Here is a 23,553-nt window from a genome sequence, read left to right as displayed (position 1 = left end):
CTTATTTTCTTCCCATTCAGGAGGAGGAAATAATGAATAATCAAGCAACTTATCTGATGGCATTAGATGCCGGCACAGGAAGTATTCGGGCGGTCATTTTTGATTTGAAGGGCAATCAAGTAACCGCCGCTCAACGAGAATGGACACATTTATCCGATCCCAATATTCCCGGTTCAATGGAATTCGATTTAACCAATAACTGGCAATTGACCTGTAGCTGCATTCGCCAAGCATTGGATAAAGCGCAAATTCAGCCACAACAAATTGCGGCAATTTCCACCTGTTCCATGCGTGAAGGCATCGTGCTTTATGATGAACATAAAACACCAATTTGGGCGTGCGGCAACGTGGATGCTCGAGCCGTAGAGGAAGTTAGAGAACTTAAAACTCTGCACAATTATACTTTTGAACAACAGCTTTATTCCGTCTCCGGTCAAACCTTAGCCCTAAGCGCCGTTCCCCGTCTGTTATGGCTCGCCCACCATCGTCCCGACATTTATCGAAATACCAAAGCCATTTCTATGATTAGCGATTGGCTGGCATTTATGTTAAGCGGCGAACTGGCTGTGGAACCCTCTAATGCAGGTACTACCGGCATGTTGAGCCTAACGACACGTCAATGGTCGCCGGAATTACTGGATATGGCGGGGTTAAATGCGGATATTCTCACGCCGGTAAAAGAAACCGGCTCGCTTTTAGAAAATGTAACATCGGAGGTAGCAGAACAAACCGGTCTGGCGACAGGCACACCGGTGGTAGTCGGTGGTGGCGACGTTCAGTTAGGCTGTATCGGTTTAGGCGTAACAGAACCTGCACAGGCTGCAGTTATCGGCGGCACATTCTGGCAACAAGTCGTCAATTTGCCAAAAGCAGTCACTGATCCGGAAATGAATGTACGTATTAATCCTCACGTTATCGCACCGTTGGTACAAGCCGAATCCATTAGTTTTTTTACCGGTTTAACCATGCGTTGGTTCCGTGACGCTTTCTGTGAAGAAGAAAAAAGATTGGCAGAAAAATTAGGTACAGATGCTTATGCATTACTTGAACAAATGGCAGAACGCGTACCAGTAGGTGCCAATGATGTCATTCCGATTTTCTCCGATGCCATGCATTTTAAAGCCTGGTATCACGCTGCACCGTCTTTTATTAATTTGTCTATTGATCCCGAGAAATGCAACAAAGCCGTCTTATTCCGAGCTTTGGAAGAAAATGCGGCAATTGTGTCTTCCTGTAATTTGGATCAAGTCCAAAAATTCTCCGGTATAAAACTCACATCTATCGTATTTGCCGGTGGCGGTGCTAAGGGCAAATTATGGAGCCAAATCCTAGCCGATGTAACCGGATTAACCGTGAATATTCCTGTGGTAAAAGAAGCAACGGCTCTGGGTTGCGCCATTGCGGCGGGCGTTGGTGTCGGCATTTATCCTTCTTTAGCTGAGGCAGGCAAAAAGCTGGTGAAATTTGAACGGCAACATCAACCGAATTCGGATAACTATGCCCTCTATCAAGCCCACAAAAACCAGTGGGCGGATATTTATAAAAAGCAATTGCAACTGGTTGATAGCGGTTTAACCACGTCATTGTGGAAAGCGCCTGGATTGTAGTTTTTATGTTGCTAAAAAACACCGAAAAAACAAACCGCACTTTCATTGATGGGAAAGTGCGGTCGAAAATTTCTGTGTTTTTAAGAAAGCGAATTAGAAACTTGAGGTATCCTGGAACAAGCCCACTTTCAAATCCGTTGCGGTGTAGATAACGCGACCATCTACTTCCACTTCGCCGTCCGCCATGCCCATCACCAATTTACGATTGATGACGCGTTTCATGTTGATGCGATAAACCACTTTTTTCGCGGTCGGCAGAATTTGTCCGGTAAATTTTACTTCGCCGACGCCCAGCGCACGACCTTTGCCTTTGCCGCCGACCCAACCGAGAAAGAAGCCGACCAATTGCCACATGGCATCTAAGCCTAAACAGCCTGGCATCACAGGGTCGCCGATGAAGTGGCAGGCGAAAAACGGCAAATCAGGATGAATATCCAATTCGGCTTCAATGTAGCCTTTACCAAATGTACCGCCGTCTTCCGTCATTTTTACGATACGATCCATCATGAGCATGGTCGGCGCCGGCAATTGCGGGCCTTCTTTGCCAAACAATTCGCCACGACCTGAAGCCAATAAATCTTCGTAAGTGTAACTGTCTTTGATGTTTGGAGTACAAATGTTCATTATTAATCATCCTATAAAATATGTTTAAGCGATTCAAAATCGAATGCGGGTGGGATTCTAACAAAGCATCCCATTATTTAGAATAGCTAACACTTGTACGCCTAACTTGTCCGATCAGTTAATTTTCAATGGCAATTTGGATTTAACGATTTTTTCTGCCGAAGAGCAAATCCCAAAAACCGAACTTGTGGGATTGCTGTTCGGAATATTGTTCGATGCGCTGATGAATCAGGCGGGACAACGGCATTGTGTCGAAATCATAGGTTTTCTTTTCCTGTTCCACCAAATCGCGTTGCAATAAAATTTCACAGGCTTGATCCACGGTTTCAACAGGATAAATAAAAAATTCCTGATTTTTGACCGCACTTACCACCGCATCGGACAAACTTAGCTGATTCAGCACTGCACTTGGGATCATCACGCCCTGCTTGCCTGTTAAGCCACGGCGTTGACAAATAGTAAAGAAGCCTTCGATTTTGTCATTCACACCGCCCACGGAATGTACCAAACCGAATTGATCGATGGCCCCCGTAATAGCGATAGATTGCGGCAACGGCAAGGCGGACAAAGCACTCAGCAACACGCAGAAACCGGCAAGAGAAGCGCTGTCACCGTCAATTTCACCGTAAGATTGTTCAAACACCAAAGAGGCGGAAAACGGCAATTGTGACGGCAATTCAAGTACATTCGCCAAACAGGCTTCGGCAATCATAATGCCTTTGCTGTGAATATTGCCCGCCAGTTCGTTTTTGCGTTCCACATCCACAATTTCGCCATCGCCGAATTGCACGATACAGCTTATTCGGGAAGGTTCGCCAAAAGACAACGGCGTACCCGGGTATTCAATCACCGACAAGCCGTTAATTTGCCCCACCATTTCGCCTTCGGTCGCCACATAGATTTGCTCCTGCAAAATGCCGTCGTAGGTTTGCTCACGCAGGAAGCCGTATTGCGCGGTTTTATGTAAAAAATAACGCTCAAAATCCACCGCACTTAATGAATCGGATTGCGTTAAAAGTGCGGTCTCCGTGAGCATCATTTTTAATTTTAACGGCGACACATTAATCAAATGGCGATTTTCACTGTCGCGCACCAATAATTGATACAATTTATTGAAACCGCTTAAATCCGGCATTGGTAATTGATGTTGTTGCGCGACGAATTGCACATAATTCATCCATTGTTGCTGCTGTTCTGCGGTTTCTACGCTGCAATAGCTTTCAATTTCCGCATAATCCGCCAGATGATAAAGCCCCTCTTCCAACTCCTCTAAGGTTGCCAATTCCGTGCGATTACCCAACACAATGACTTTTAACTGCAAGGGATAACTTGGAATATCACAAGGCAAGGTTTTGAACGGATGGGCAGAATACCAATCAAACACGCCCGTGGTGAGAATTTGTTTCAGGCGTTGCCATAAATCAAATTGCGCCAACAACGCACCGACACTGACAATTAATACGCCTTTATTAAGCTGATGAACCAGCCCGGCGTGCAGTTGAATATCATGTGACGAGGCATGAATTTTAACGGAACCGAATAATTGAAATTGATCGAAATACAGTGCCGTTGCCACAGTTTTCTTCGCAGCAAAATTATCCTCAATGGATTGCGCCGGTTCCGTATAGACACGCGGAAAAGAAAAAGAATCCCCCTGCTCCACCACATATTGCACACCGCACACGTCAAGTTTCGGTTGGTGTTTTTCAATGAAACGTTCCAATAAAGGCGCGTATTCCGCTTGGTCATCGGCTTTGAGCACCAATAAAGTGCGGTGGGAATTTCGCATGAAATTGCGCACGGCTTCACCGGCACGGGGTTGCAAAGCGAAAAAGTCCTGAGGTTGTGAGGGAATGTCGGTCACGGCTAATTCCGGACGTAAGTCCTGCCAAGGCAATGTGTTATTGGATAAAGAAGATGAAGTCACGTTAATCTCTGCGTTATGTTTAATTTGCGCGCATTATCGCACATTTCTCCCCGGCTTTCTTCGCATCACATAAAAATTTGCTAGAAAATCCGTCACAAAAAGCGTATAGTGACACAGTTACCACGTCACTAAAATGGTTCGACAAAATGAAATATCAAAAGCTGGAAAATCAGGAAGCTCATTGGAAATGGGTTTATTTAACCAAGAAAGCCCGTGAAGGCGAGAATGTTACCCGTTACGAAGAAAAAAGTTTACAGGAAGACATCGTTAAGCAACTCATCGGTTGCCAAAATTATCCGCAAAAAATTGAAGAATGGATTAAAACCCATTTGGCGCCGGAATTGGTCATCAAACTCGACCAAGCCATTCGCGCCAGAAGAAAACGCTTTTTCAACGGTGAAAAGCAATCCACTAAGAAAAAATCCATTGATTTGGAATATGCCGTTTGGCTACGTTTATCCAAATATTCCCGCAAAATGAAAATGACCTTGTCGGAAACCATTTCCTACATGATCGATGAACGCGAGAAAAAAGCCCTATACGAAAATCAAATGTCGGCAATGAAAGCGGGCTTGAAGGATTTATTGAAATAAAAAAGACAAGTCCACAAAAGGGCTTGTCTTTGTCCATTGAATGACTAAATAGAGAATCTTGATTATTTATTCGACAACAGGAATGATTTTCGTCGCGTGAGAACCTTTGTCACCATGAATCACTTCAAACTGGACTTTCTGACCCGCTTTTAATGAACGATAACCTTCCATTTCAATGACTGAATAATGTGCAAAAATATCGGTATCACTGCCTTCAACAGAAATAAAGCCAAATCCTTTTGCATTATTAAACCATTTAACAACACCAACTTCCATAATTCAAACCTCTTATGGTTTTTAGTCCTTATAGAACTACGTTTACTTCAATAAGACAAAATGCCCTATCACCTTGATTTGCTGATGGTTATATTAAGTAAATTTGTCGGTTGCGCAATAAAAAAAGTTTCAAAATCAAACAGAGATCACAAAAATTCATAAAATTTCGCGGCAAAAACACTTCAGCTATTCATTTTCTTTTATTTTATTTGTGCGATTTTGTTCACGTAATTGTTTTGCTACCAAGGCGATGGCTTCCCCGCTTCCCATTCCCTGTGCCATTAATTCCTGAATTTTTTCCACGGCAAGTTGCTGCTGTTCATGGGTTAAATTTAATAAATCACTATCTAACATTTCTTTCCTCTTATTCTTTTCACGAAAAGTGCGGTTGTTTTTTTAGGTGTTTTTTACCACTGAAAAATCCGCATGACATTCCGCCATTGCTCATCTAAGCCAGCCTGAATCGTGATTGATTGTTGTGTCAACGGATGCACGAAACTTAATTTCTCCGCGTGCAACATTAAACGCGAACAACCGGTATGTGCCGTCAACGCACGATTTTGGTGTAAATCGCCATATTGCGTATCGCCCAAAATGGGATGAAAAATATGTTTCATATGACGGCGAAGTTGATGTTTTCGCCCGGTTTTCGGCGTTAAGCGAACCAAAGAATAACGCGAAGTGGCGTAACGCCCTACGCCATAAGGCATTTCTGCGGTTTTCAATCCGTCGTAAAAAGTGACCGCACTTTGCGGTGCTTTATCTTGTTGTGCAAATTTATCGGCAATTTTATCCAACTGCACTTTCAACGGATAATCAATTTCGCCCTGCCCTGTCACATAACCACGAACCACCGCCAAATACTGTTTTTCCGTTTGTTTTTGCTCAAATTGTTGACATAACAAATTCGCTGTTTCACTGCTTAACGCAAATAACAATACGCCTGATGTGGGTCTGTCCAGCCGATGTATGGGATAAACCAACTGCCCGATTTGATCACGCAGAGTTTGCATCACAAACTGGGTTTCATGGCGATCAAGCCAGCTACGATGTACCAACATTCCTGCCGGTTTATTCACCGCCACCAAATGGTCGTCTTGGTATAAAATCTCTAACGTCATTGTTGTTGCAGCAATTTTTCGATTTCAATGATCGGGAGCAATAATTCCGCCAAATAATCGTCCTCTTTCAAGGCTTCTTCCAAGTAAGGGCTAATGGCGATTTGGCTCGGCAACGGCGCCCGGCTTTCCAGCAAAGCATACATACGCGGAATAAAAATCCATTGCAGCCATTCCGTCGGGCTCATGGTGTCCAAGGCGAAAGGCTGTTCGCTTAAGAACGCCTCTTCCTGCGGCGGCATGGTTTGCCACAATGCCAAACGCTCCATAACCTGTTGCAAATTTTGCAAATGTAATCGGGTTTGTTGATACATAAAATACCTCATAAAAAACGGCTCATTGTAGAAGATTTCAGGTTTTTACGCCAGTAACGGGAAATTTGGTGTAAAATTCGCCCTTTCAAATTTAACGTGACCCACTATGTATTTAATCGAAGCCTTTTTCTCCTGCCGGAACGATGAATTTTCCTTGGAAAAACAAAGCCATTGCGTTAATCAAATTATTGAGCAATGGCGTTATAACGGGCAAATTATCGGTCGGGAAATCCCGCAATTTATTGCCGAACAGGAAAATCAACAAGGTTTGGCAGTGCGTGTGACCTGCCCCGAACAAACCTCGCTGTTGGCGGAATTTAACAATTCTCTAGTGAACGAAGCCGTTCAGACGGCAGAAAAGTGCGGTGTGTTTTTCGAGAGTTTTCAAATCGTGGCGGAAGATCTGAATTCGGAAATCACGGCAATGGAAACGCCTGCTTGGCAACTGCTCTACACCACGTATTTACAATCCTGCTCGCCCCTGCAAAGCGGCGATACCCTGCAACCGATTCCGTTATATAAACAGCTGAAAAACATACCGCACTTGGCGATGGACATCATTAAATGGCAGGAGAATTGGCAGGCGTGCGATCAATTGCAAATGAACGGTTCCGTGCTGGAGCAACAAGCCCTTGCACAAATTTCCGATACGCAAAGCACGCTGTTTAAACATGGGTATCATTTAGCGCAGGAAATCGAACGGCACAGCGCCATTCCAACTTACTATTATTTGTATCGTATCGGCGGCGAAAGCCGTGAATCGGAAGTGCAATCCTGCTGCCCGCTATGCAAGCGAAACTGGACGTTAAACCAACCGCTTTTTGACTTCCTCTATTTTAAATGTGATCATTGCCGCCTCGTTTCAAACCTCTCCTGGCATTGGCAATAAGGAAAACTATGCACTATCAAGATCCAAGCCTGAACGCCTTAAAACTCGGTCAGCAAACAAAATACGCGGAAAAATATGACCGCACTTTATTACAACCCGTACCACGCCGCCTCAATCGCGACACCTTGGGCATTACACAGGCCCAGCCTTTTTCCATCGGCGCCGATATTTGGACGGCATATGAAATCTCATGGCTCAATCCCAAAGGCGTGCCGCAAGTGGCGATCGCCGATATACAAATTGATTTTCATAGCGAAAATTTGATCGAATCGAAAAGTTTTAAACTCTATTTAAACAGCTTCAACCAAACCCAATTTGCCGATTTCGCCGAGGTTCAGCGCATTTTGCAGCAAGATTTACAAGATTGTGCGAAAGGTGAAGTGAAAGTGCGGTTAAATTCGTTGGCGGATTACACGGCACAGTCGATTGCCGCGCTGCAAGGCGAATGCATTGACGGGCTGGACATTGAAATTCGGGATTATGCTTTTGATGCCGACTTGCTGAAAAATTGCACGAACGACAACATTGTGGAAGAAACGCTGGTCAGCCATTTGCTCAAATCCAACTGCCTCATCACCCAACAACCGGATTGGGGTAGCCTGCAAATTCATTATGTGGGCAAGCAAATCAACCGCGAACAGTTGCTACGCTACATTATTTCTTTCCGTCAACACAACGAATTTCACGAACAATGCGTCGAGCGGATTTTCTGCGACCTGATGCACTACGCCAACCCGGAAAAACTCACCGTTTACGCACGCTACACCCGCCGCGGCGGTTTAGACATCAACCCTTACCGCTCAAACTTCGAGCCTTTACCACAGAATTTACGGTTAGCACGGCAGTAAAACAAAAAGTGCGGTTACAAAATCCAAAGGATTTTGAACGTTGGCTTTGCCAACGGCTCCAAAGGAACGAATAAATCACTTCGGTAATTTATGAGTAAAATTCGAAGAATTTTTTAACCGCACTTTTATGCTCACAATTTATAACTCTTTTTATCCAATCCATATTTTTTCATGCGTAAATACAATTTCTTTCTCGGAATATTAAGATAATTCACGACATCATTAATTTTTCCCTGGTAAAAAACTAACGCCTCTTCAATAACTTGTTTCTCGTATTGGTTTAATTTTTCATCTAAAGAATGTGTTTGTATATTATCAAATAGTGGAGAAGTTGCCGAAGGAATATGAGTAAGTAAACCGATAGCATACAATTCCGCAACGCTAATTAATTCTTTTACATTTCCACTCCATTCTTTATGCCGTAAACTTTGTAATAATTTTTTATCTGCTGTGATGATTTGTTTATTTAATCTGATACAGGATTTTTGTACATAATGATTAAAAATATCGGTTACATCAGTAATATGTTTTCGCAACGGAAGCATTTCAATTTGTGTATACGTAAATAAATAATAAAACGCTGAACTGATTTTTTGGTAACGTATTAATTCCATAAGAGAAATATCGCTCAATAAAATTAAGCGCATTTGGTTTCCTTCACTACTTATCTGATGAATTAAATATTGTTGTTCACTAACATTTAGATAATGAATATTTTTAATAATTAAAGTGCCCGATACTGATTTTTTGATTAATTCAACAATATTGGAAGGTTCATTTTCCACATACTCGTGAAAAATAGCAGGAAAATCTTTACGATCACTTAATTTATGTAAATAGGTTGCTGCCAAATGGCGTCCTGTACCGGTTTCTCCCCAAATAAAAACCGGTAAATTAGAATTTGCTAATTTTTGTAACTGTTTTCTTAATTCATTAATCCAATCACTACTACCAATAAAAACTTCACTAATTTTTTCTGCTTGCCATTGACGTTTTTCAATAATTTTTTTCCGTTGTTTTAAGGAATTATCTACCTGAGCAAGTAGCTTTTCGGGAGAAATCGGTTTTTCAAAGAAATTTGCTGCACCTTTTTGAACAGCCTCTACCGCCATAGGCACATCGCCATGCCCGGTCACCATGATTACCGGAATTTGACTATCGATTGCGATAATTTGTTCTAATACATCCAATCCGGAAATGTCGGGTAACAGCACATCACAAATGATGACACCACACCAATTTTCTGGGATATAACTGATAATTTTTTCGGGATTTGAAGTTGCAATTACAGAATATCCCTCTAGCTGTAATAAATCAGTATAGGATTCCAAAATATCTAAATCATCATCAATCAATAAAACATTATTTTGAGTATTAAACATTATTAATCACCTTGAATTTCAAAATAATAAGTGCGTTTTTTGCTAATGTAGAAGCAATAAGTAAATCGCCTTGACATTGTTGCATAATAGATAAACTTATTGATAATCCCAAGCCTAAGTTAATAGATTTACTGCTAGAAAAAGGTTGCAATAACTTATCCGTTAAAGGCCAGCCGGAACCATTATCAAAAATCCATAATTCCGTATTCAGTTCTGAGATATTTTGTATTTCTATTTTAATATCCGGTTTATCATCCTGAATTGCTTCCAGTGAATTAAGAAAGATATTAACAAATACTTGCTCTAATAAAATTTCGTCACCTAATACATGAGGCAAATTAGTTGGAATAAATAAATTTGGTTTCAAATGTTTATGTTTTGGCTCTAATAATTCCCAAGCATTATTAATACATTCAGATAAATTCACGGCTTGTAGTGTATTCGTCGTCTGGCGGGAAAAATGACGTAACCTTTTTACCACTAGTGCAGTACGATCAACTAAATATGCTATTTTTTCCAAATAACGATTTGCAGAAAAAACATCATTATTATTCACCGCTCTTTTTGCACTAAAAATATAAGCATTCATCGCATTCAACGGTTGAGTGATCTCATGATTAATTGAGGTCAAGGTTTGCCCTACCACGGCTAATTTTGCTGCTTGTATTAATTCCTGCTGCGTACTGATGAGTTTTTCCTGAATTTCTATACGTTCGCTAATTTCATTTAATAAAATTTGATTTCTGCTTTCTAACTCTTCACTTTTCATGTTGACTTCAAAGAGAAATAATCTTAACAATTTGGCAATACGCCCTAATTCATCATTACCACATACTGAAATCTTAACATTGTTTTCACCATTAATTAGTCTTTCAACAGATTGATTAAGGGACTGAAAACGCTGTATTAGTCTATGACGAATATAATAAAAATTGATACTCGCAATAAAGAGAAAAAGTAACAGCATGGCAGAAAAAATAATAAGACCATTTACCCTGGTATTTTTATTAATTAAAGAGTGAAATATTTTTAATTGCTTTTGATTGTCTCCTACCTGATCATTAATTTTCTGTCTTAAATTAAAAATAAGTGACTCGTATTTATTCATTAATTGCTGTTGGGTAATATCTATTTGCTTTCGCTCAATTAATAAAGAAGGTAGCGACTTAGAGTCCAATCCCATAGCCAGCAAAGCATCAATAATTTGTTTAATTGTATCATTTGAAGTATGTTTATCTAAAGATTCAAATTTTTGTTCAACTAAATTTTTTAAATAATTAAGAGCGTTTGTTAATGTGACTAATGAATAATCAGAATAATTACCGATATGCTGTTTTAATTCAATAACAATTTGCTCTTCATAAGTAAGAAAATCATAAAGCAATAATAATTCATGTTGAAGCCTTCTTAGTTGTTCAATTTTTTTTGAACCGCTTGAATTATCTGTAAGATGATTAGCTAATGTTGCTTGTTGCCAAACAATTTCTTGCAATAATGCGATAAATTCATCACGAAAATCATTATGCAACCAATCAATTTCCGAAAAGGTTTTATTGAATTTAGCACTCAATGCTAACTTATTATCGATATTTGATGAAATGTCTTGCAAAAGATTACTTTGTTCTATAACAATTTTAGGAATTTCACTATTTAAATCTTCATTTAATAATTCGGCGATCTCTTTTAGTTTATTAATTTCTTCTTGCGTACCATTAAACCATTTGATTTTATCTTCTGTATTTTTTATATCTTTTAAATTTAAAAATCTATTTTCCAATGAATTAATTTGCTCTTCTATACGAAAAGCCGATTGAAGTTTTGGAAAATTCTGATCAATAGCAAAATCAATTTCCACGCGCTGTTGTTGCCAAGTATATAAACCGACAATACCAATAAACAAACAAAACAATGCGCTGACAATAAGTGATAATTGCAAGCCTGTGCTGATGTCTAATTTTTTAAGCCACTTTCTCATAATTTTTCCACGGCATCGACAAATCGCATTTGCTGTGACATAAAAAACTGTTGCCAATGTAACAAGACTTCATTTGTATTAAATTTCTCCAAATAATTTTCATCATTGGCTTGCTCTTCCGTGATGGGAAGTGCGGTCAAAATTTCGCGTAATTTTGGCAATGTGTGCCCGACTTGTAGCTCCTTTTGATAAAGAATTTGCCAATTTTCCTGAATTTGCGTTAGCCGATGAATAATCTGGTGCTCAAACATTAATTTAACAATATCCTGACGCTTAAGCACGATTTGATAATCAAGGGGCGGTTGAGTAAATAAAAATTGCTGAGTTGTATATAACCGATGGGATTTTGCCAATGGAATGATCGGGTATTTCCCCATTTTGCTGTGGTATAACGTGCGTTGCCCCACATCACTTAATAAAAAGTAAATAAATGCCAATGCCTGTCGGCTGTTAGCGCTATTTGTCGTTACCGCAATAAAAGTCGGAGAGACGGGAAAATTAGGAAAGTATTTAAAGATTAAGGGTGAATGGGAATCCGCATTATAATGTGTGAGCAAATTTGCATAGTTATCAATCGTAATACCGGCCGCCCCCAAATTAGCCTGCACTTTATCAACCACACCAAAACTTCGGGAAGAAATCGTTCCGACATTTGCCATCATTTGGTGAATCAGCGCCCAACCTTGTTGCCATCCTTGTTTTTGCAATAAGGCTTCAATCATAATATGAGTCGTATCGGAACGACTCGGGCTACTCATAATAACCAACCCTTGCAAATTAGGAGAAATAAGCCCTTGCCAATCGCCGGGGATATCCACTTCTGCATTTTCCAACAGTGGTACGTTAGACAAAATACCATACCCGGACAAAGAAAATGCAACGGTGGTTTTTTGCAAAATATCCGGCACGAATTTTTTCCCCGCACTTAATTTATCCGGCAAAATCGCTAACTTTTGCTTTTTCTGCAAATGGTAAAACAATATAGGAGAGGAACTTAAAACAAGATCTATATTGTCATTTTTGTCATCATCAAAGAGTTTATTTAAGGAATGACTTGTTCTATTTATCATTCTTACCGGCATGGCATTCGGTTGTTTTTCCCATTCGGTAATCAAATAAGACAAAGACTCCGGCGAAAATGTCGTACCGATGACCAGTTCATTGCTATATGCCCGCCCAGCGCAAGCTAACGTAACCGTTAGAAATATCAGTAAAGTGCCGACATAACGTTCTTTTATCCTTAGCATGAGAATTACCTGTATAAACGATTAAATGCAATGATTCTAACCTTGAATTACGATGAATTTCTATAGAATAGAAATCCATTAATATTTTTTGTGATCCATTTCAAAGAATTAAAATTTTGTTGATTTCAACATTTTGAGTTATTTGTAGCCATTTACTTCGACTATGTTTCAGCCCGTTTCCATAAATGAGTCAAAACAGCCTAAATAAAACATCAGATTTGTGTCAAAATCACCCCATTTTCTCTCCAAAAGTCGGCTTTTCTTATTTCGCATTAGTGCTATCGTATTTTTGAATTTCACGCTCTGTTCAGTGAATCACTCGTCAAGCAGTACCATCCAAATACCCCATCTATAAAATAAGGAATTGATTATGAACAAAAAAATCATTTCAAGCCTAATTGCTCTCGGTTTAGGACTTTCCATCAGCAGTATGGCTGTAGCACAAGATAAACTCATCGTTTATACCTCTATGAAAGAATCCCTTATCGGCGCCTTAAAAGCCAAATTTAATGAAAAATATCCGGATATTGCCATGGACTATCAATCTGCCGGTGCAGGTAAATTAATGGCAAAAATTGCGACAGAAAAAGAATCTGGGCAGATTATGGCGGATGTTATCTGGACCAGTGAGGTACCTGATTTTTTCAATATGAAAGAAACCGGAATGCTGGAAACTTACATTTCTCCTGAAGTAGAGAATATCATTAATCCGATTCCTGATTTTGACGGTTCCTTTACGCCGATTCGGTTAGGAACATTAGGTATCGCCTATAACACCCGTTTTGTAAAAAAAGAGCCGCCTACACAATGGGCCGATGTGCTCACACCACAATTTAAGGGCGCATTTGGTATTGCTAATCCGGCGCTTTCCGGTACGTCGTATATGAGCGTGTCATTACTGAAATCCACTTTTGGTTGGGAATTTTTTGAGAAATTAAAAGAAAATAAAGCCAAGATTGGTAAAGGTGCCGGTCAGGTCGTGGATGACACCGCGTCAGGCGATTTGCTGGCATCACTCGCCGTAGACTACATCACCAACGATAAAATCAGAAAAGGCGCATCCTTAAAACTCGCTTATCCGAAAGAAATGCTGGTCATTCCAAGCCCTGCCGCCATCATCAAAGGCACAAAAAATCTTTCTGCCGCCCAAAAATTCATTGATTTCTTGCTTTCCGAAGATGCACAAAAAATTGTAGCTCACGAAGGCACATTACCGGTGAGAAAAGGTATTGAGCCAAATCCTGAATTCGGTTTACCTTCTGCCGAAGAAGCCATGAGTCGTGCGATTCCGATTGATTATAAGAGCGTCATCGCTACCAAAGAAGAAACCGTGAAAAAATTCACTCAAATTCTACAAGGTCGCAACTAACCCGCTTGAAGGATGTGCTTTATGGCAACAATTACATTTGAAAACATTTCTAAAGCGTTCGGTTCCCATCAAGTGTTAAAGAACTTGTCGTTAACGGTACAAGACGGTGAATGCTTTACCTTGCTGGGTCCTTCCGGTTGCGGAAAAACCGTCTTATTACGTCTGCTGGCAGGATTTGACGTGCCGGATACCGGACGTATTTTAATTGATGATACGGTTGTTAGCGATCCCGCTGAGCATATTGATATTCAGCCCGATCAGCGTGGTTTGGGCGTAGTTTTCCAGGACTACGCCGTATGGCCACACATGACGGTATTTGACAATATTGCCTATCCGTTGAAATTCAAAAACTTGGATAAAGAAACCATTCGGGCACAAGTCATGGATGTTGTAGAGTTAGTGAACTTAACCGGATTAGAGCAACGCCTCCCCTCCCAATTATCAGGCGGTCAACAACAACGGGTCGCCTTGGCGAGAGCATTAGTTGCCAAGCCGTCACTGATGTTATTGGATGAACCGTTGAACAATCTGGATGCCAATTTGCGTGAAGAAATGCGTTTCGAAATTAAAGAGTTACAGAAAAAACTCGGCATTACCATTATGTACGTTACCCATGATCAGGAAATTGCCTTGGCGATTTCCGATCGCCTGGCAATTATGGCAACCGACGGCACCATTGAACAAATCGGCACACCTTGGGAAATTTATGAAAAATCCGCCAACGAAACCGTATTTAAATTTATGGGTTTGGCGAATTTTATTCCGGTGCGTTATGAGCAAGGTCAACATCTTGTCGGACAAGGAAACCAAGTCATTCACTGGAATAACTTACCGCAAGAATCCGGCAAACTTGGCTGCCGCCCGTCGGATATTATACTCAGCAGACAAGGCGAAGGATTGCATGCCAAAGTGGTACGCGCCAGTTTTCTCGGTGCCGTCATGGATTATATGCTGGAAATCGACGGTGTCACACTACGTACAGAAGTGCCGACCAATAAAGCATTACAACAAGATTTAATGTTTACGGAGGGAGAAAACTGTTATGTGAATTTTCATGACTTGCTTTGGTTCCCGAATACAACGGATTCGGCAAGGGGGTAATTATGGCCGTAATAGCAAATAAAAGTCCGTTTAATATCGCCAATGTCATTCTTACGCTGTCCATTGGGATTTTAGTTATTGTAGTTGCCGTGCCGGTGTTGTTAATTTTCATCAACTCATTCTGGGTTGACGGACAATTTAACGTTACCGATGTAATAAAAATTCTGAAGCAACAGGAAACCTACGAGGCGTTACTGAACTCGCTGTTCATCGCTTCCGGCGTAACCATCATGAGTACTTGCGTGGGCACATTCTTCGCTTGGTTGGTCACCCGAACGGATCTGCCGTATAAAGGCTTTATGAAAGTTATGTTTTTGGTACCGTTCATGTTGCCGTCCTTTATCGGCGCACTTGCCTGGAAAATGTTACTTTCACCGCGTGCCGGTTATATAAACCAATTCTTCATGGATACATTGGGTTTTGAAGAACCGGTATTTAATATTTACAGCTACGCCGGCATTATGGCGGTGGAAACCATGTATTTGTTCCCGTTCGTATTTATTCAGGTATGCGGCGCATTGGAACGGATGGATCCAACCTTAGAAGAATCTGCCCGTATTTCCGGTGCCAGCCTATTTACCATCACCCGTAAAATCACGATCCCGTTGGTTATGCCGAGTATTGTTTCCGGTGCGTTATTGATTATGCTCTACTCCATGGCACACTTCGGTACAGTAGCCGTCCTAGGTATTGAGAACGGTATCTTTAATATCCCGACCTTAATTTACGAACGCATTCACCAAAGTGCAGGTAGTTTTGACGCCATTCGTACGGGCACGGTATTAGCAACCGTATTGGTATTCACCGCCGCCTTTATTATTTGGCTGCAAAATAAAGTGTTAAATCGAGGACGTTTCCAAATTATTGCCGGTAAAAGTTTCCGCCCGGTGGAAGTCAAACTCAGAGGCTTGCGCATGCCGTTATTGATTATCTGCCTGCTCTATATCGCTTTCACTATCGTTTTGCCGACTGCGACAATTTTCTTAGTCGGCGGATTAAAAACCTACGGCTTGCCGATCACCTGGGAAAATCTCACTATGGAAAACTACAAATTTATCCTATTTGAATGGCAACTCACTAAAGATGCCATTCGCAATAGTGTTTCCCTAGGTTTAGCCGCCGCTGTGATTACCATGTTCGCCGGGGTGATGATTTCTTATGTTATCGTCAAAATGCGCGTCAGAGGCAAAGCCATTTTGGAATTCCTCGGTATGCTACCGTTCTCCGTACCGGGTTCGGTTATCGCTTTAGGGGTAATTCTGGCATGGAGCGGCAAATTCGGTATTAACCTCTACAACACCGTCTGGATTATTCTCATCGCCTACATTGCCCGCTACATGGCGTTCTCGCTGAAGGCCAACTCTGCCGCTTTAGAACAAGTGCATGATTCCTTGGTAGAAGCGGCACGCGCTTGCGGAGCAAGTATGTGGCAATCGTTGAAAGACATTGTTATTCCGTTAGTCAGACCGGGGATGATTGCCGCCTTCTTCTTAATTTTCTTACCTGCACTGCGCGAATTAACGGTTTCCGTGATGTTATACGGACCTTCCACCCGCACCATCGGGGTTGCCATTTATACCTTAAATGAAGATGGTGAAACCGTTTATTCCGCTGCACTGGCAGGCATTGCGTTGATTATTATCGTGGTCGGTCAAACCGTGATTAAACGCTATGCCGAGAAAAAAACGCAGAAATAGCCGAATATTAAGGAGAATAAAATGAGTTATATTCAACTAAATAATGTAATGAAGAAATTCGGCGATGTGATAGCCATTCCGAACCTCAATCTATCCATCGAAAAAGGTGAATGCTTTTCCATGCTGGGCCCATCCGGTTGCGGAAAAACCACCACGTTACGTATGATTGCGGGTTTTGAAGATTTGGATGCCGGCGAAATTAAAGTAGGTGATAAAGTACTTTCTTCAAAAGCGACCAACTTCTATTTACCACCGGAAAAACGCCATTTCGGCATGGTATTCCAAGCCTTTGCTGTCTGGCCACACATGACGGTGTACGATAATGTGGCATTTCCGCTAACCTTAAAGAAATTATCCAAACAGGACATCGAAAAGCGCACCAATGACGCGTTACGTCATACCAATTTGCTAAATGTAGCGCAAAAAAGCCCCGATGATTTATCCGGTGGCGGTAAACAACGGGTGGCACTGGCTCGCGCCTTGGCGTTAAACCCCGATGTGATGTTGCTGGATGAGCCGTTATCCAGTTTGGACCCTCATTTAAGAGAAGAAATGCGTTTTGAAATCAAAGCATTACAGCGGAAATTTGGATTCAGCATTATCTATGTAACACACGACCAGTCGGAAGCCATGGCGTTATCCGATCGGATTATGGTGATGAAAAAAGGCGTGATCGAACAAATTGATACACCGCTTAATATTTACAACAATCCGATCAATAAATTTGTGTTTAATTTTATTGGGTTATCCAATCAGTTAAACGTCAATTTATCTGCTCAAGGCGTTAGTATTGATCATTGTGAAGGCATATTTGACATTCAACCTACACCGCCCGCCGAATTACTGGCGCAAGGCAAAGCCTTACTGGCAAGCCGCCCGTCAGAAATTGAATTCGTCAATCAAGGAGGCATTCCCGGCATAGTGAAACGTCGTTCTTATTTAGGAGAAGTGATTGATTACAGTATTCACATTGGAAATCAAGAACTGCGCGTACAAAAAGGTCGGCGTGATCCGTTGTTAAACGAAGGTGATCAGTGCCAAATTCAATTTACCAAACTACATTGGTATCCTGTTGAATAGTCCTTTAAAAAACGTCGATAAAAATGACCGCACTTTTCATCAAATAATGAAAAGTGCGGTAAATATTTCAGATGTTTTTTCATTACGTAAAGTGCGGTCAAAAATTTAAGCGTTTTTTTGACCGCACTTTTATCCTCATTCTAAATTCTCGTCACATCAAACTTCGTTAAATCAATGTGATCTTCCGTGCCGTAAAACTTAGCTAACGCTTTGCGCAAGGTTTCGGCGCGTTTTGGCAGACCTTTTTCAGCATAGGTTTTGACTTGTTCATAGACTGCCTGTTTGAACGGTTGGGTATCGCCCGGTTGTCCGTTGAGGTTGTCGGAACTGGCAAAATAACGAAAACCTGCCGCGGTTGCGAGAATCCATTCCAACGCTTGCGGTTTAACTTCCACTTTTTCAAATAAACGCTGTTGCTCTTCCGTGCGTCCATCCGGCTCGTACCAATAACCAAAATCTTCCAGTTTTCGACGCTCTTTGCCGGCGACTAACCAATGGGCGATTTCATGTAATCCGCTACTGTAAAATCCTCGGGCGAAATAAATGGCGTTATAAGGGCAATCGTCATTTGCCGGAACATATAGCGGTTCATCACCGCCTTTGACTAATTTTGTGTTGTATTCCTGTTCAAAACATTGATTAAAAATATGGATTAAATCTTCGATTTTGTGTTCCATTTTGACTCCTCAAAATAAAGGACCGAGTTTTACCTCGACGCTTTATCATTATGAAATTGAGTCCTCGCTAGACTTGACTAAAGGTTAAAAATTCGCCGACCGTATGAAAAGATCCAAACACCAGCAGAATGTCATTTTCATCAGAAATATCCACCGCACTTTTAATGCCTTCTGCGACGGAATCGGCATGCTCCCCTTTGACGGTTAAGTGATGTTGATTTACAACCTGTTGCAACGTCACAAATAAATCCTCACCGCGTTGACCGCGATAACCGCCTAATGTTACGCAGTACCATTCATCAATAAGCAGAAGCAATGGCGTTAATACGCCGACGGCATCTTTATCTTTCAAAATGCCACAAACGGCAATGAGTTTTCCCTGCGATTGCGCTTTAAGTGCGGTCAGTTTTTCCGCCAAATAACGCGCCGCATGCGGATTATGCCCCACATCAATAATCATACGCGGTAATGTTGCTACATCACGCTGAAGTTTTTGCGCTAAATGAATTAACTTTGTTGGGTTAATGGTTTGGAAGCGACCGGTGAGCTCCACCTCAAGCAAGGATTTTTTAACGGTTTCAAGAGAGATGTCAAAAGGCAGTTTTTGCACCGCCGCCAGCGCTGTCGCCGCATTGGCTAAAGGAATTTGGCAAAGAGGCAAATCCGCCAAAAAATTCCACCGCACTTTTTCATCGGTTCGCATGGTTTGCCACGTCCAGCTTTGCGCTTGTTGACTGAACGTCCAGTCCGCATTGCGGCAAAAACATTGGCTACCTAATTCTTTAGCGTGATCCAACATGGTTTGTGGAATGTTCGGTTCGCCGATAATGACCGGCTTATTGACTCGGAAAATGCCCGCTTTTTCAAAAGCGATTTGTTCGCGCGTAGCGCCAAGAAAATCCGTGTGGTCAATGTCGATACTGGTAATTACCGCCATGTTATTGTCCACGATATTGGTGGCATCCAAACGACCGCCCAGCCCTACTTCCAGAATCACGACGTCTAATTTTGCCTGTTTAAACAAATGTAACGCAGAAAGCGTGCTGAATTCAAAATAAGTTAAGGATTGCGTTTTGTTTTGCTCAATATACGCAAAAGACGCTGTGTGTTGGGCGTCGTCCAACTCCTGATTTTGAATGCGTACACGCTCGTTATAACGTAACAAATGCGGTGAAGAATACACGCCTACACGATAACCGGCGTTCAGTAAAATGGTTTCCAGCAAACGGCAGGTTGTGCCTTTGCCGTTGGTGCCGCCCACGGTAATGACGAAAGGCGCAGGTGTTAATAAATCCAACGCTTGTGCTACGGATTTAATCCGTTCCAGCCCTAAATCAATGGCTTTAAAATGGCTGTTTTCCAAATAAGAAAGCCACTCGTTGAGTGGCGAAGTGGCTTTTAATTCTGTTTGCATTATGAATGCCTTAAATGAGATTTTATGCGGCGGTTTCTTCGATAACCAATTCACTTTCCACAAAAGGTGAAGGTTTGTGCATCAATTTGCTGAGTAAACCTGCCAATGTATCGCGCATATCGGCACGTTTGACGATCATGTCTATTGCGCCTTTTTCCAATAAAAATTCACTGCGTTGGAAGCCTTCCGGCAATTTTTCGCGTACGGTTTGTTCAATGACACGCGGACCGGCGAAACCGATTAATGCTTTCGGCTCGGCAATATTAATGTCGCCTAACATAGCGAAACTGGCAGAGACGCCGCCCAACGTCGGATCCGTCAACACGGAAATGAACGGCACGCCTTTTTCACGCATTTTCGCCAAGACCGCGCTGGTTTTCGCCATTTGCATTAAGGAGAACAATGCTTCCTGCATACGCGCACCGCCACTGGCAGAAAAACACACAAACGGGCAATTTTCTTCCATGGCTTTTTCCGCCGCTTTCACGAACTTCGCACCGACCACAGACCCCATGGAACCGCCCATAAAGCTAAAGTTGGACGCCGCCGCCACAACCGGCATGTTGTACAACGTACCATAAAATGCAATTAACGCATCTTTTTCACCGGTGTCTTTTTGTGCCGCACTAATACGATCTTTATATTTTTTCAAGTCTTTGAATTTTAAGATATCTTTCGGCTCTAAATCCGCCGCTAATTCTTGCGTGCTGTCCTGATCGAGTAACGCCAACAAACGTTCGCGTGCATCAATACGCATGTGATGACCGCATTTTGGGCAGACTTCCAAATGGCGTTTTAATTCTTCACGATATAACACTTGTTCGCAGGAAGTACATTTTGTCCAAACGCCTTCCGGCACATTGGCTTTACGTGAGGAAGAAGATGTATTTTTACTAAAAATTCTATCAATCCAGCTCATATTTAACCTTTTCTCTTGATTAACAAAAAATTGTGGGCTATTAGACCATAATTTTCGGAATTTTTATAGCAATTTATACTGATCTGAGTAGTGATAAAGTGCGGTTATTTTTCCCGATGTTTTTAAGCCGTAAAAAACTTTAGAAAAACCCACCGCACTTTGTTACGCTAACGCGAAAAATTCACATGAGGACAACTATGAAACCGTTATTATTAGCCCTTTCCTGCGGCGTATTTTTCAATATTGCCGACGCCCATCAATCCGCTTCGGCAGGCGAATTAAAACCCGCCGTGCTGCCCGGTGCGCAGGAATATCAATTGCACAGCCAATTCACGAAGAAAGATTATCGCATTCAGGTGATGCCTGTCGGGCAGGCAAAAGAATTGGGCTATTCGGTGTTGTATGTGTTGGACGGCGACGCCCTTTTCCCGGCGGCTGCCGGCATGGCGCAAAACATGATGGCGCGCGCGCAGGAAACCAATGCGGTGCCGTTTTTAATTGTGGGCATTGGTTATCCGAATACACAACTGCTGAATCCTGCGGAACGTGCACAGGATTACACGCCACCGTCGGAAAGCTACGCCGATACGGGCGATAATGCCAATCGACAATTCGGCGGTGCGGAGCGTTTTTATCGTTTTATACAGGAAGAATTGGCGCCGGATTTACATCGTCGTTTCAACATTAATCACGCACAGCAAAACATTTTCGGTCATTCCTACGGCGGTTTATTCGGCTTATATAGTTTGCTCAATCACCCTGAAAGCTTCCGTAATTATCTTATTGCCAGTCCTTCCGTGTGGTGGAATCAACAACGCATCTTGCAGGATTTGCCTGCATTTGCCCAACAACGCCCGCAATATGCTAAAGAAAATATCGGCGTGCGTTTGACTGTGGGCGAATACGAGCAAAAACTTGCGCCTTACATGAAACAGGATTCGCAACGACAAAAGCTGTTGGAACAACGTGCTATGGTTAGTCAACTGCTTAATTTAGAAGAAAAATTCAAGACGATATCGAATGGTAATTTATCCGTTGTCAGCAAAATTTATCCCGAAGAAACTCACATGACCAGCGTTATGCCCGCGTTGTTAGACGGCTTAAAATGGCTCTTTGCCCGTTGTAAGGCGCAACAAAACTGCGAGCATTAACCAAAAGTGCGGTGCTTTTTTCTGGTGTTTTTTGCCCCGATTTTTGGCGGAAATACCGCAAATTCGCCCTAACAAATTCACTAAAAATCAAGTACAATACGGCAATTCTATTTTGCGCAAAAAAGGATAAAACGATGGCACGCAAGCCGGCTGAAAAACAAGAACCTGATTTTGAAAATACGCTCAAGCAACTGGAAGACATTGTTTCTCGATTGGAGAATAACGAGCTTTCTCTTGAAGACGCGTTAAACGATTTTGAGCAAGGCATTAAGCTCGCACAATTGGGTCAAGAACGTTTGCAACAGGCAGAACAACGCATTCAGATTTTGTTGCAAAAAAGCGAAAGCGCCAAACTCAGCGATTATCAACCGGAAGAATAACGGGTCGGCGATGTATCAGTTCTCACAAGATTTACAGCAGGCTCAACAACGGATTAATCAATTTTTAGCCGATCAATTTGCGCATATTGATAGCGCACCCGCGCCTTTGGCGGAAGCCATGAAATACGGTTTATTGTTAGGTGGAAAGCGCATTCGTCCGTTTTTGGTGTATGCCACTGGCAGAATGTTAGACGCCGAATTAACGCAACTGGATTATGCCGCTGCTGCCATTGAAGCCATTCATGCTTATTCTTTGATTCATGATGATTTACCCGCCATGGACGACGATGAATTACGTCGCGGACACAAAACCTGCCACATTGCGTTTGATGAAGCCACCGCCATTTTAGCCGGTGACGCGTTGCAGGCATTTGCCTTTGAAATTTTAACGGAGATTCCGCATTTGTCGGCGGAACAAAAACTGGCGTTGATCAAAACCTTAAGTGCTGCCGCCGGTGTAAAAGGCATGTGTTTGGGGCAAAGTTTGGATTTAATTTCGGAACAAAAAAGCATCAGCTTGCAAGAACTGGAACAGATCCATTTGAATAAAACCGGCGCGTTACTGACTGCCGCGTTAAAAATGGGGTTTATCTGCTCCCCGCATTTTGCCGACCAAGGCTTAGCGAAACAATTGGAACGCTACGCCACCGCAATCGGCTTAGCCTTTCAGGTGCAAGACGATATTTTAGACATCGAAGGTGACAGCGCGACGCTCGGCAAAACCGCAGGCTCTGATCTCACGGCGGACAAAAGCACTTATCCGAAATTATTGGGGCTTGATGGCGCCAAACAAAAAGCGCAGGAACTTTACGAAACGGCATTAGCCGAACTGAAAGATTTACCTTTTGATACCACCGCACTTTATGCATTGGCTGAATTCATCATTCATCGCAAAAGCTAAGTTTTTATGAAAAGTGCGGTTGAAATTAGACATGTTTTTTACTGTGTTGCTATATAAATTTTAA

General features: G+C 42.0%; 23 protein-coding genes. 11 read left to right on the top strand and 12 right to left on the bottom strand.

Annotated elements, in window-relative coordinates:
* Positions 1–32 precede the first annotated feature (32 nt).
* Positions 33–1,607, top strand: a complete 1,575-nt coding sequence (gene lsrK, locus DK430_RS01845; RefSeq protein WP_109077424.1) for an autoinducer-2 kinase — start codon at positions 33–35, stop codon at positions 1,605–1,607.
* Between the two features lie 93 nt (positions 1,608–1,700).
* On the opposite strand, the gene fabA is transcribed toward lsrK, so the two are convergent.
* Together fabA and DK430_RS01835 are read right to left on the bottom strand one after the other, a co-directional pair.
* The gene (gene fabA, locus DK430_RS01840) at positions 1,701–2,231 is read right to left on the bottom strand and encodes a bifunctional 3-hydroxydecanoyl-ACP dehydratase/trans-2-decenoyl-ACP isomerase (RefSeq protein ID WP_109077423.1); all 531 of its coding nucleotides are present in this window, start codon (positions 2,229–2,231) and stop codon (positions 1,701–1,703) included.
* A gap of 142 nt (positions 2,232–2,373) precedes the next feature.
* Positions 2,374–4,158, bottom strand: a complete 1,785-nt coding sequence (locus DK430_RS01835) for an AAA family ATPase (RefSeq protein WP_109077422.1) — start codon at positions 4,156–4,158, stop codon at positions 2,374–2,376.
* Positions 4,159–4,304: 146 nt separating this feature from the next.
* Here DK430_RS01835 and matP point away from each other — a divergent pair, with 146 nt between their 5' ends.
* On the top strand, positions 4,305–4,751 hold the full coding sequence (gene matP / locus DK430_RS01830; protein ID WP_109077421.1) for a macrodomain Ter protein MatP: 447 nt from the start codon (positions 4,305–4,307) through the stop codon (positions 4,749–4,751).
* A gap of 66 nt (positions 4,752–4,817) precedes the next feature.
* On the opposite strand, the gene cspD is transcribed toward matP, so the two are convergent.
* The 4 genes from cspD to DK430_RS01810 form a co-directional block, all read right to left on the bottom strand.
* The gene (cspD, locus tag DK430_RS01825) at positions 4,818–5,027 is read right to left on the bottom strand and encodes a cold shock domain-containing protein CspD (RefSeq protein WP_005557099.1); all 210 of its coding nucleotides are present in this window, start codon (positions 5,025–5,027) and stop codon (positions 4,818–4,820) included.
* 186 nt (positions 5,028–5,213) lie between these two features.
* Positions 5,214–5,381, bottom strand: coding sequence for a YoaH family protein (locus DK430_RS01820; protein WP_109077420.1), 168 nt, complete (start codon positions 5,379–5,381; stop codon positions 5,214–5,216).
* A gap of 53 nt (positions 5,382–5,434) precedes the next feature.
* Positions 5,435–6,148, bottom strand: coding sequence for a tRNA pseudouridine(65) synthase TruC (gene truC / locus DK430_RS01815; RefSeq protein WP_109077419.1), 714 nt, complete (start codon positions 6,146–6,148; stop codon positions 5,435–5,437).
* A complete protein-coding gene (locus DK430_RS01810) occupies positions 6,145–6,459 on the bottom strand; it encodes a YqcC family protein (RefSeq protein ID WP_109077418.1) in 315 nt (104 codons plus the stop codon). The genes truC and DK430_RS01810 overlap by 4 nt, the downstream gene beginning before the upstream one ends.
* Positions 6,460–6,565: 106 nt before the next feature.
* Between DK430_RS01810 and DK430_RS01805 the strand changes: the two genes are divergently transcribed.
* Entirely contained in the window at positions 6,566–7,348 is a 783-nt protein-coding gene (locus DK430_RS01805; protein WP_109077417.1) for a Zn-ribbon-containing protein, read from the top strand.
* Positions 7,349–7,356: 8 nt separating this feature from the next.
* Complete coding sequence (queF, locus tag DK430_RS01800) at positions 7,357–8,196, top strand: NADPH-dependent 7-cyano-7-deazaguanine reductase QueF (protein WP_109077416.1); 840 nt, start codon at positions 7,357–7,359, stop codon at positions 8,194–8,196.
* A gap of 131 nt (positions 8,197–8,327) precedes the next feature.
* Here the strand turns inward: queF and DK430_RS01795 are convergent, their stop codons facing one another.
* The 3 genes from DK430_RS01795 to DK430_RS01785 are packed head-to-tail and all read right to left on the bottom strand — an operon-like array spanning position 8,328 to position 12,800.
* Complete coding sequence (locus tag DK430_RS01795) at positions 8,328–9,578, bottom strand: sigma-54-dependent transcriptional regulator (protein WP_109077415.1); 1,251 nt, start codon at positions 9,576–9,578, stop codon at positions 8,328–8,330.
* Complete coding sequence (locus DK430_RS01790) at positions 9,571–11,553, bottom strand: sensor histidine kinase (RefSeq protein ID WP_109077414.1); 1,983 nt, start codon at positions 11,551–11,553, stop codon at positions 9,571–9,573. The genes DK430_RS01795 and DK430_RS01790 overlap by 8 nt, the downstream gene beginning before the upstream one ends.
* Positions 11,550–12,800: an ABC transporter substrate-binding protein gene (locus DK430_RS01785; RefSeq protein ID WP_109077413.1), complete on the bottom strand. Its 1,251-nt coding sequence runs from the start codon at positions 12,798–12,800 to the stop codon at positions 11,550–11,552. Before DK430_RS01785 ends, DK430_RS01790 begins: the two co-directional genes overlap by 4 nt.
* Positions 12,801–13,170: 370 nt before the next feature.
* Here DK430_RS01785 and DK430_RS01780 point away from each other — a divergent pair, with 370 nt between their 5' ends.
* From DK430_RS01780 to DK430_RS01765, 4 genes are read left to right on the top strand one after another with little or no spacing between them, the layout of a single operon-like run.
* Positions 13,171–14,169 (top strand): ABC transporter substrate-binding protein, encoded by a 999-nt coding sequence (locus tag DK430_RS01780; RefSeq protein WP_109077412.1) that lies wholly within the window; start codon positions 13,171–13,173, stop codon positions 14,167–14,169.
* Between the two features lie 21 nt (positions 14,170–14,190).
* Entirely contained in the window at positions 14,191–15,270 is a 1,080-nt protein-coding gene (locus DK430_RS01775) for an ABC transporter ATP-binding protein (RefSeq protein ID WP_109077411.1), read from the top strand.
* Between the two features lie 2 nt (positions 15,271–15,272).
* Positions 15,273–16,967 (top strand): ABC transporter permease, encoded by a 1,695-nt coding sequence (locus DK430_RS01770; RefSeq protein WP_109077410.1) that lies wholly within the window; start codon positions 15,273–15,275, stop codon positions 16,965–16,967.
* 21 nt (positions 16,968–16,988) lie between these two features.
* Positions 16,989–18,047: an ABC transporter ATP-binding protein gene (locus DK430_RS01765; protein ID WP_109077409.1), complete on the top strand. Its 1,059-nt coding sequence runs from the start codon at positions 16,989–16,991 to the stop codon at positions 18,045–18,047.
* Between the two features lie 140 nt (positions 18,048–18,187).
* Here the strand turns inward: DK430_RS01765 and DK430_RS01760 are convergent, their stop codons facing one another.
* The 3 genes from DK430_RS01760 to accD form a co-directional block, all read right to left on the bottom strand.
* On the bottom strand, positions 18,188–18,724 hold the full coding sequence (locus tag DK430_RS01760; RefSeq protein ID WP_109077408.1) for an elongation factor P hydroxylase: 537 nt from the start codon (positions 18,722–18,724) through the stop codon (positions 18,188–18,190).
* Positions 18,725–18,791: 67 nt separating this feature from the next.
* Positions 18,792–20,138 carry a bifunctional tetrahydrofolate synthase/dihydrofolate synthase gene (folC, locus tag DK430_RS01755; RefSeq protein ID WP_109077407.1) on the bottom strand — a complete coding sequence of 449 codons (1,347 nt, stop codon included), beginning with the start codon at positions 20,136–20,138 and terminating at the stop codon, positions 18,792–18,794.
* Between the two features lie 22 nt (positions 20,139–20,160).
* Positions 20,161–21,057 carry an acetyl-CoA carboxylase, carboxyltransferase subunit beta gene (gene accD, locus DK430_RS01750; RefSeq protein WP_109077406.1) on the bottom strand — a complete coding sequence of 299 codons (897 nt, stop codon included), beginning with the start codon at positions 21,055–21,057 and terminating at the stop codon, positions 20,161–20,163.
* A gap of 185 nt (positions 21,058–21,242) precedes the next feature.
* On the opposite strand from accD, the gene DK430_RS01745 reads away from it, so the two are divergent.
* The 3 genes from DK430_RS01745 to ispA all read left to right on the top strand — a co-directional run bounded on the left by DK430_RS01745 (position 21,243) and on the right by ispA (position 23,489).
* Entirely contained in the window at positions 21,243–22,208 is a 966-nt protein-coding gene (locus tag DK430_RS01745; RefSeq protein ID WP_239496773.1) for an alpha/beta hydrolase, read from the top strand.
* A 134-nt stretch (positions 22,209–22,342) separates the two neighbouring features.
* On the top strand, positions 22,343–22,588 hold the full coding sequence (gene xseB / locus DK430_RS01740; protein ID WP_109077404.1) for an exodeoxyribonuclease VII small subunit: 246 nt from the start codon (positions 22,343–22,345) through the stop codon (positions 22,586–22,588).
* 10 nt (positions 22,589–22,598) lie between these two features.
* A complete protein-coding gene (gene ispA, locus DK430_RS01735; RefSeq protein WP_109077403.1) occupies positions 22,599–23,489 on the top strand; it encodes a (2E,6E)-farnesyl diphosphate synthase in 891 nt (296 codons plus the stop codon).
* Positions 23,490–23,553 lie beyond the last annotated feature (64 nt).

It is taken from the genome of Aggregatibacter kilianii (assembly GCF_003129965.1).
Classification (GTDB): Bacteria; Pseudomonadota; Gammaproteobacteria; order Enterobacterales; family Pasteurellaceae; genus Aggregatibacter; species Aggregatibacter kilianii_A.
This window is presented reverse-complemented; position numbering and strand designations above follow the sequence as displayed.

What these genes read in the sequence shown, in the direction of transcription:
- lsrK (WP_109077424.1), top strand. Translation starts at nt 33, where the DNA reads ATGAATAATCAAGCAACTTATCTGATGGCATTAGATGCCGGCACAGGA.
- fabA (WP_109077423.1), bottom strand. Translation starts at nt 2,231, where the DNA reads ATGAACATTTGTACTCCAAACATCAAAGACAGTTACACTTACGAAGAT.
- matP (WP_109077421.1), top strand. Translation starts at nt 4,305, where the DNA reads ATGAAATATCAAAAGCTGGAAAATCAGGAAGCTCATTGGAAATGGGTT.
- cspD (WP_005557099.1), bottom strand. Translation starts at nt 5,027, where the DNA reads ATGGAAGTTGGTGTTGTTAAATGGTTTAATAATGCAAAAGGATTTGGC.
- DK430_RS01820 (WP_109077420.1), bottom strand. Translation starts at nt 5,381, where the DNA reads ATGTTAGATAGTGATTTATTAAATTTAACCCATGAACAGCAGCAACTT.
- truC (WP_109077419.1), bottom strand. Translation starts at nt 6,148, where the DNA reads ATGACGTTAGAGATTTTATACCAAGACGACCATTTGGTGGCGGTGAAT.
- DK430_RS01810 (WP_109077418.1), bottom strand. Translation starts at nt 6,459, where the DNA reads ATGTATCAACAAACCCGATTACATTTGCAAAATTTGCAACAGGTTATG.
- DK430_RS01805 (WP_109077417.1), top strand. Translation starts at nt 6,566, where the DNA reads ATGTATTTAATCGAAGCCTTTTTCTCCTGCCGGAACGATGAATTTTCC.
- queF (WP_109077416.1), top strand. Translation starts at nt 7,357, where the DNA reads ATGCACTATCAAGATCCAAGCCTGAACGCCTTAAAACTCGGTCAGCAA.
- DK430_RS01795 (WP_109077415.1), bottom strand. Translation starts at nt 9,578, where the DNA reads ATGTTTAATACTCAAAATAATGTTTTATTGATTGATGATGATTTAGAT.
- DK430_RS01790 (WP_109077414.1), bottom strand. Translation starts at nt 11,553, where the DNA reads ATGAGAAAGTGGCTTAAAAAATTAGACATCAGCACAGGCTTGCAATTA.
- DK430_RS01785 (WP_109077413.1), bottom strand. Translation starts at nt 12,800, where the DNA reads ATGCTAAGGATAAAAGAACGTTATGTCGGCACTTTACTGATATTTCTA.
- DK430_RS01780 (WP_109077412.1), top strand. Translation starts at nt 13,171, where the DNA reads ATGAACAAAAAAATCATTTCAAGCCTAATTGCTCTCGGTTTAGGACTT.
- DK430_RS01775 (WP_109077411.1), top strand. Translation starts at nt 14,191, where the DNA reads ATGGCAACAATTACATTTGAAAACATTTCTAAAGCGTTCGGTTCCCAT.
- DK430_RS01770 (WP_109077410.1), top strand. Translation starts at nt 15,273, where the DNA reads ATGGCCGTAATAGCAAATAAAAGTCCGTTTAATATCGCCAATGTCATT.
- DK430_RS01765 (WP_109077409.1), top strand. Translation starts at nt 16,989, where the DNA reads ATGAGTTATATTCAACTAAATAATGTAATGAAGAAATTCGGCGATGTG.
- DK430_RS01760 (WP_109077408.1), bottom strand. Translation starts at nt 18,724, where the DNA reads ATGGAACACAAAATCGAAGATTTAATCCATATTTTTAATCAATGTTTT.
- folC (WP_109077407.1), bottom strand. Translation starts at nt 20,138, where the DNA reads ATGCAAACAGAATTAAAAGCCACTTCGCCACTCAACGAGTGGCTTTCT.
- accD (WP_109077406.1), bottom strand. Translation starts at nt 21,057, where the DNA reads ATGAGCTGGATTGATAGAATTTTTAGTAAAAATACATCTTCTTCCTCA.
- DK430_RS01745 (WP_239496773.1), top strand. Translation starts at nt 21,243, where the DNA reads ATGAGGACAACTATGAAACCGTTATTATTAGCCCTTTCCTGCGGCGTA.
- xseB (WP_109077404.1), top strand. Translation starts at nt 22,343, where the DNA reads ATGGCACGCAAGCCGGCTGAAAAACAAGAACCTGATTTTGAAAATACG.
- ispA (WP_109077403.1), top strand. Translation starts at nt 22,599, where the DNA reads ATGTATCAGTTCTCACAAGATTTACAGCAGGCTCAACAACGGATTAAT.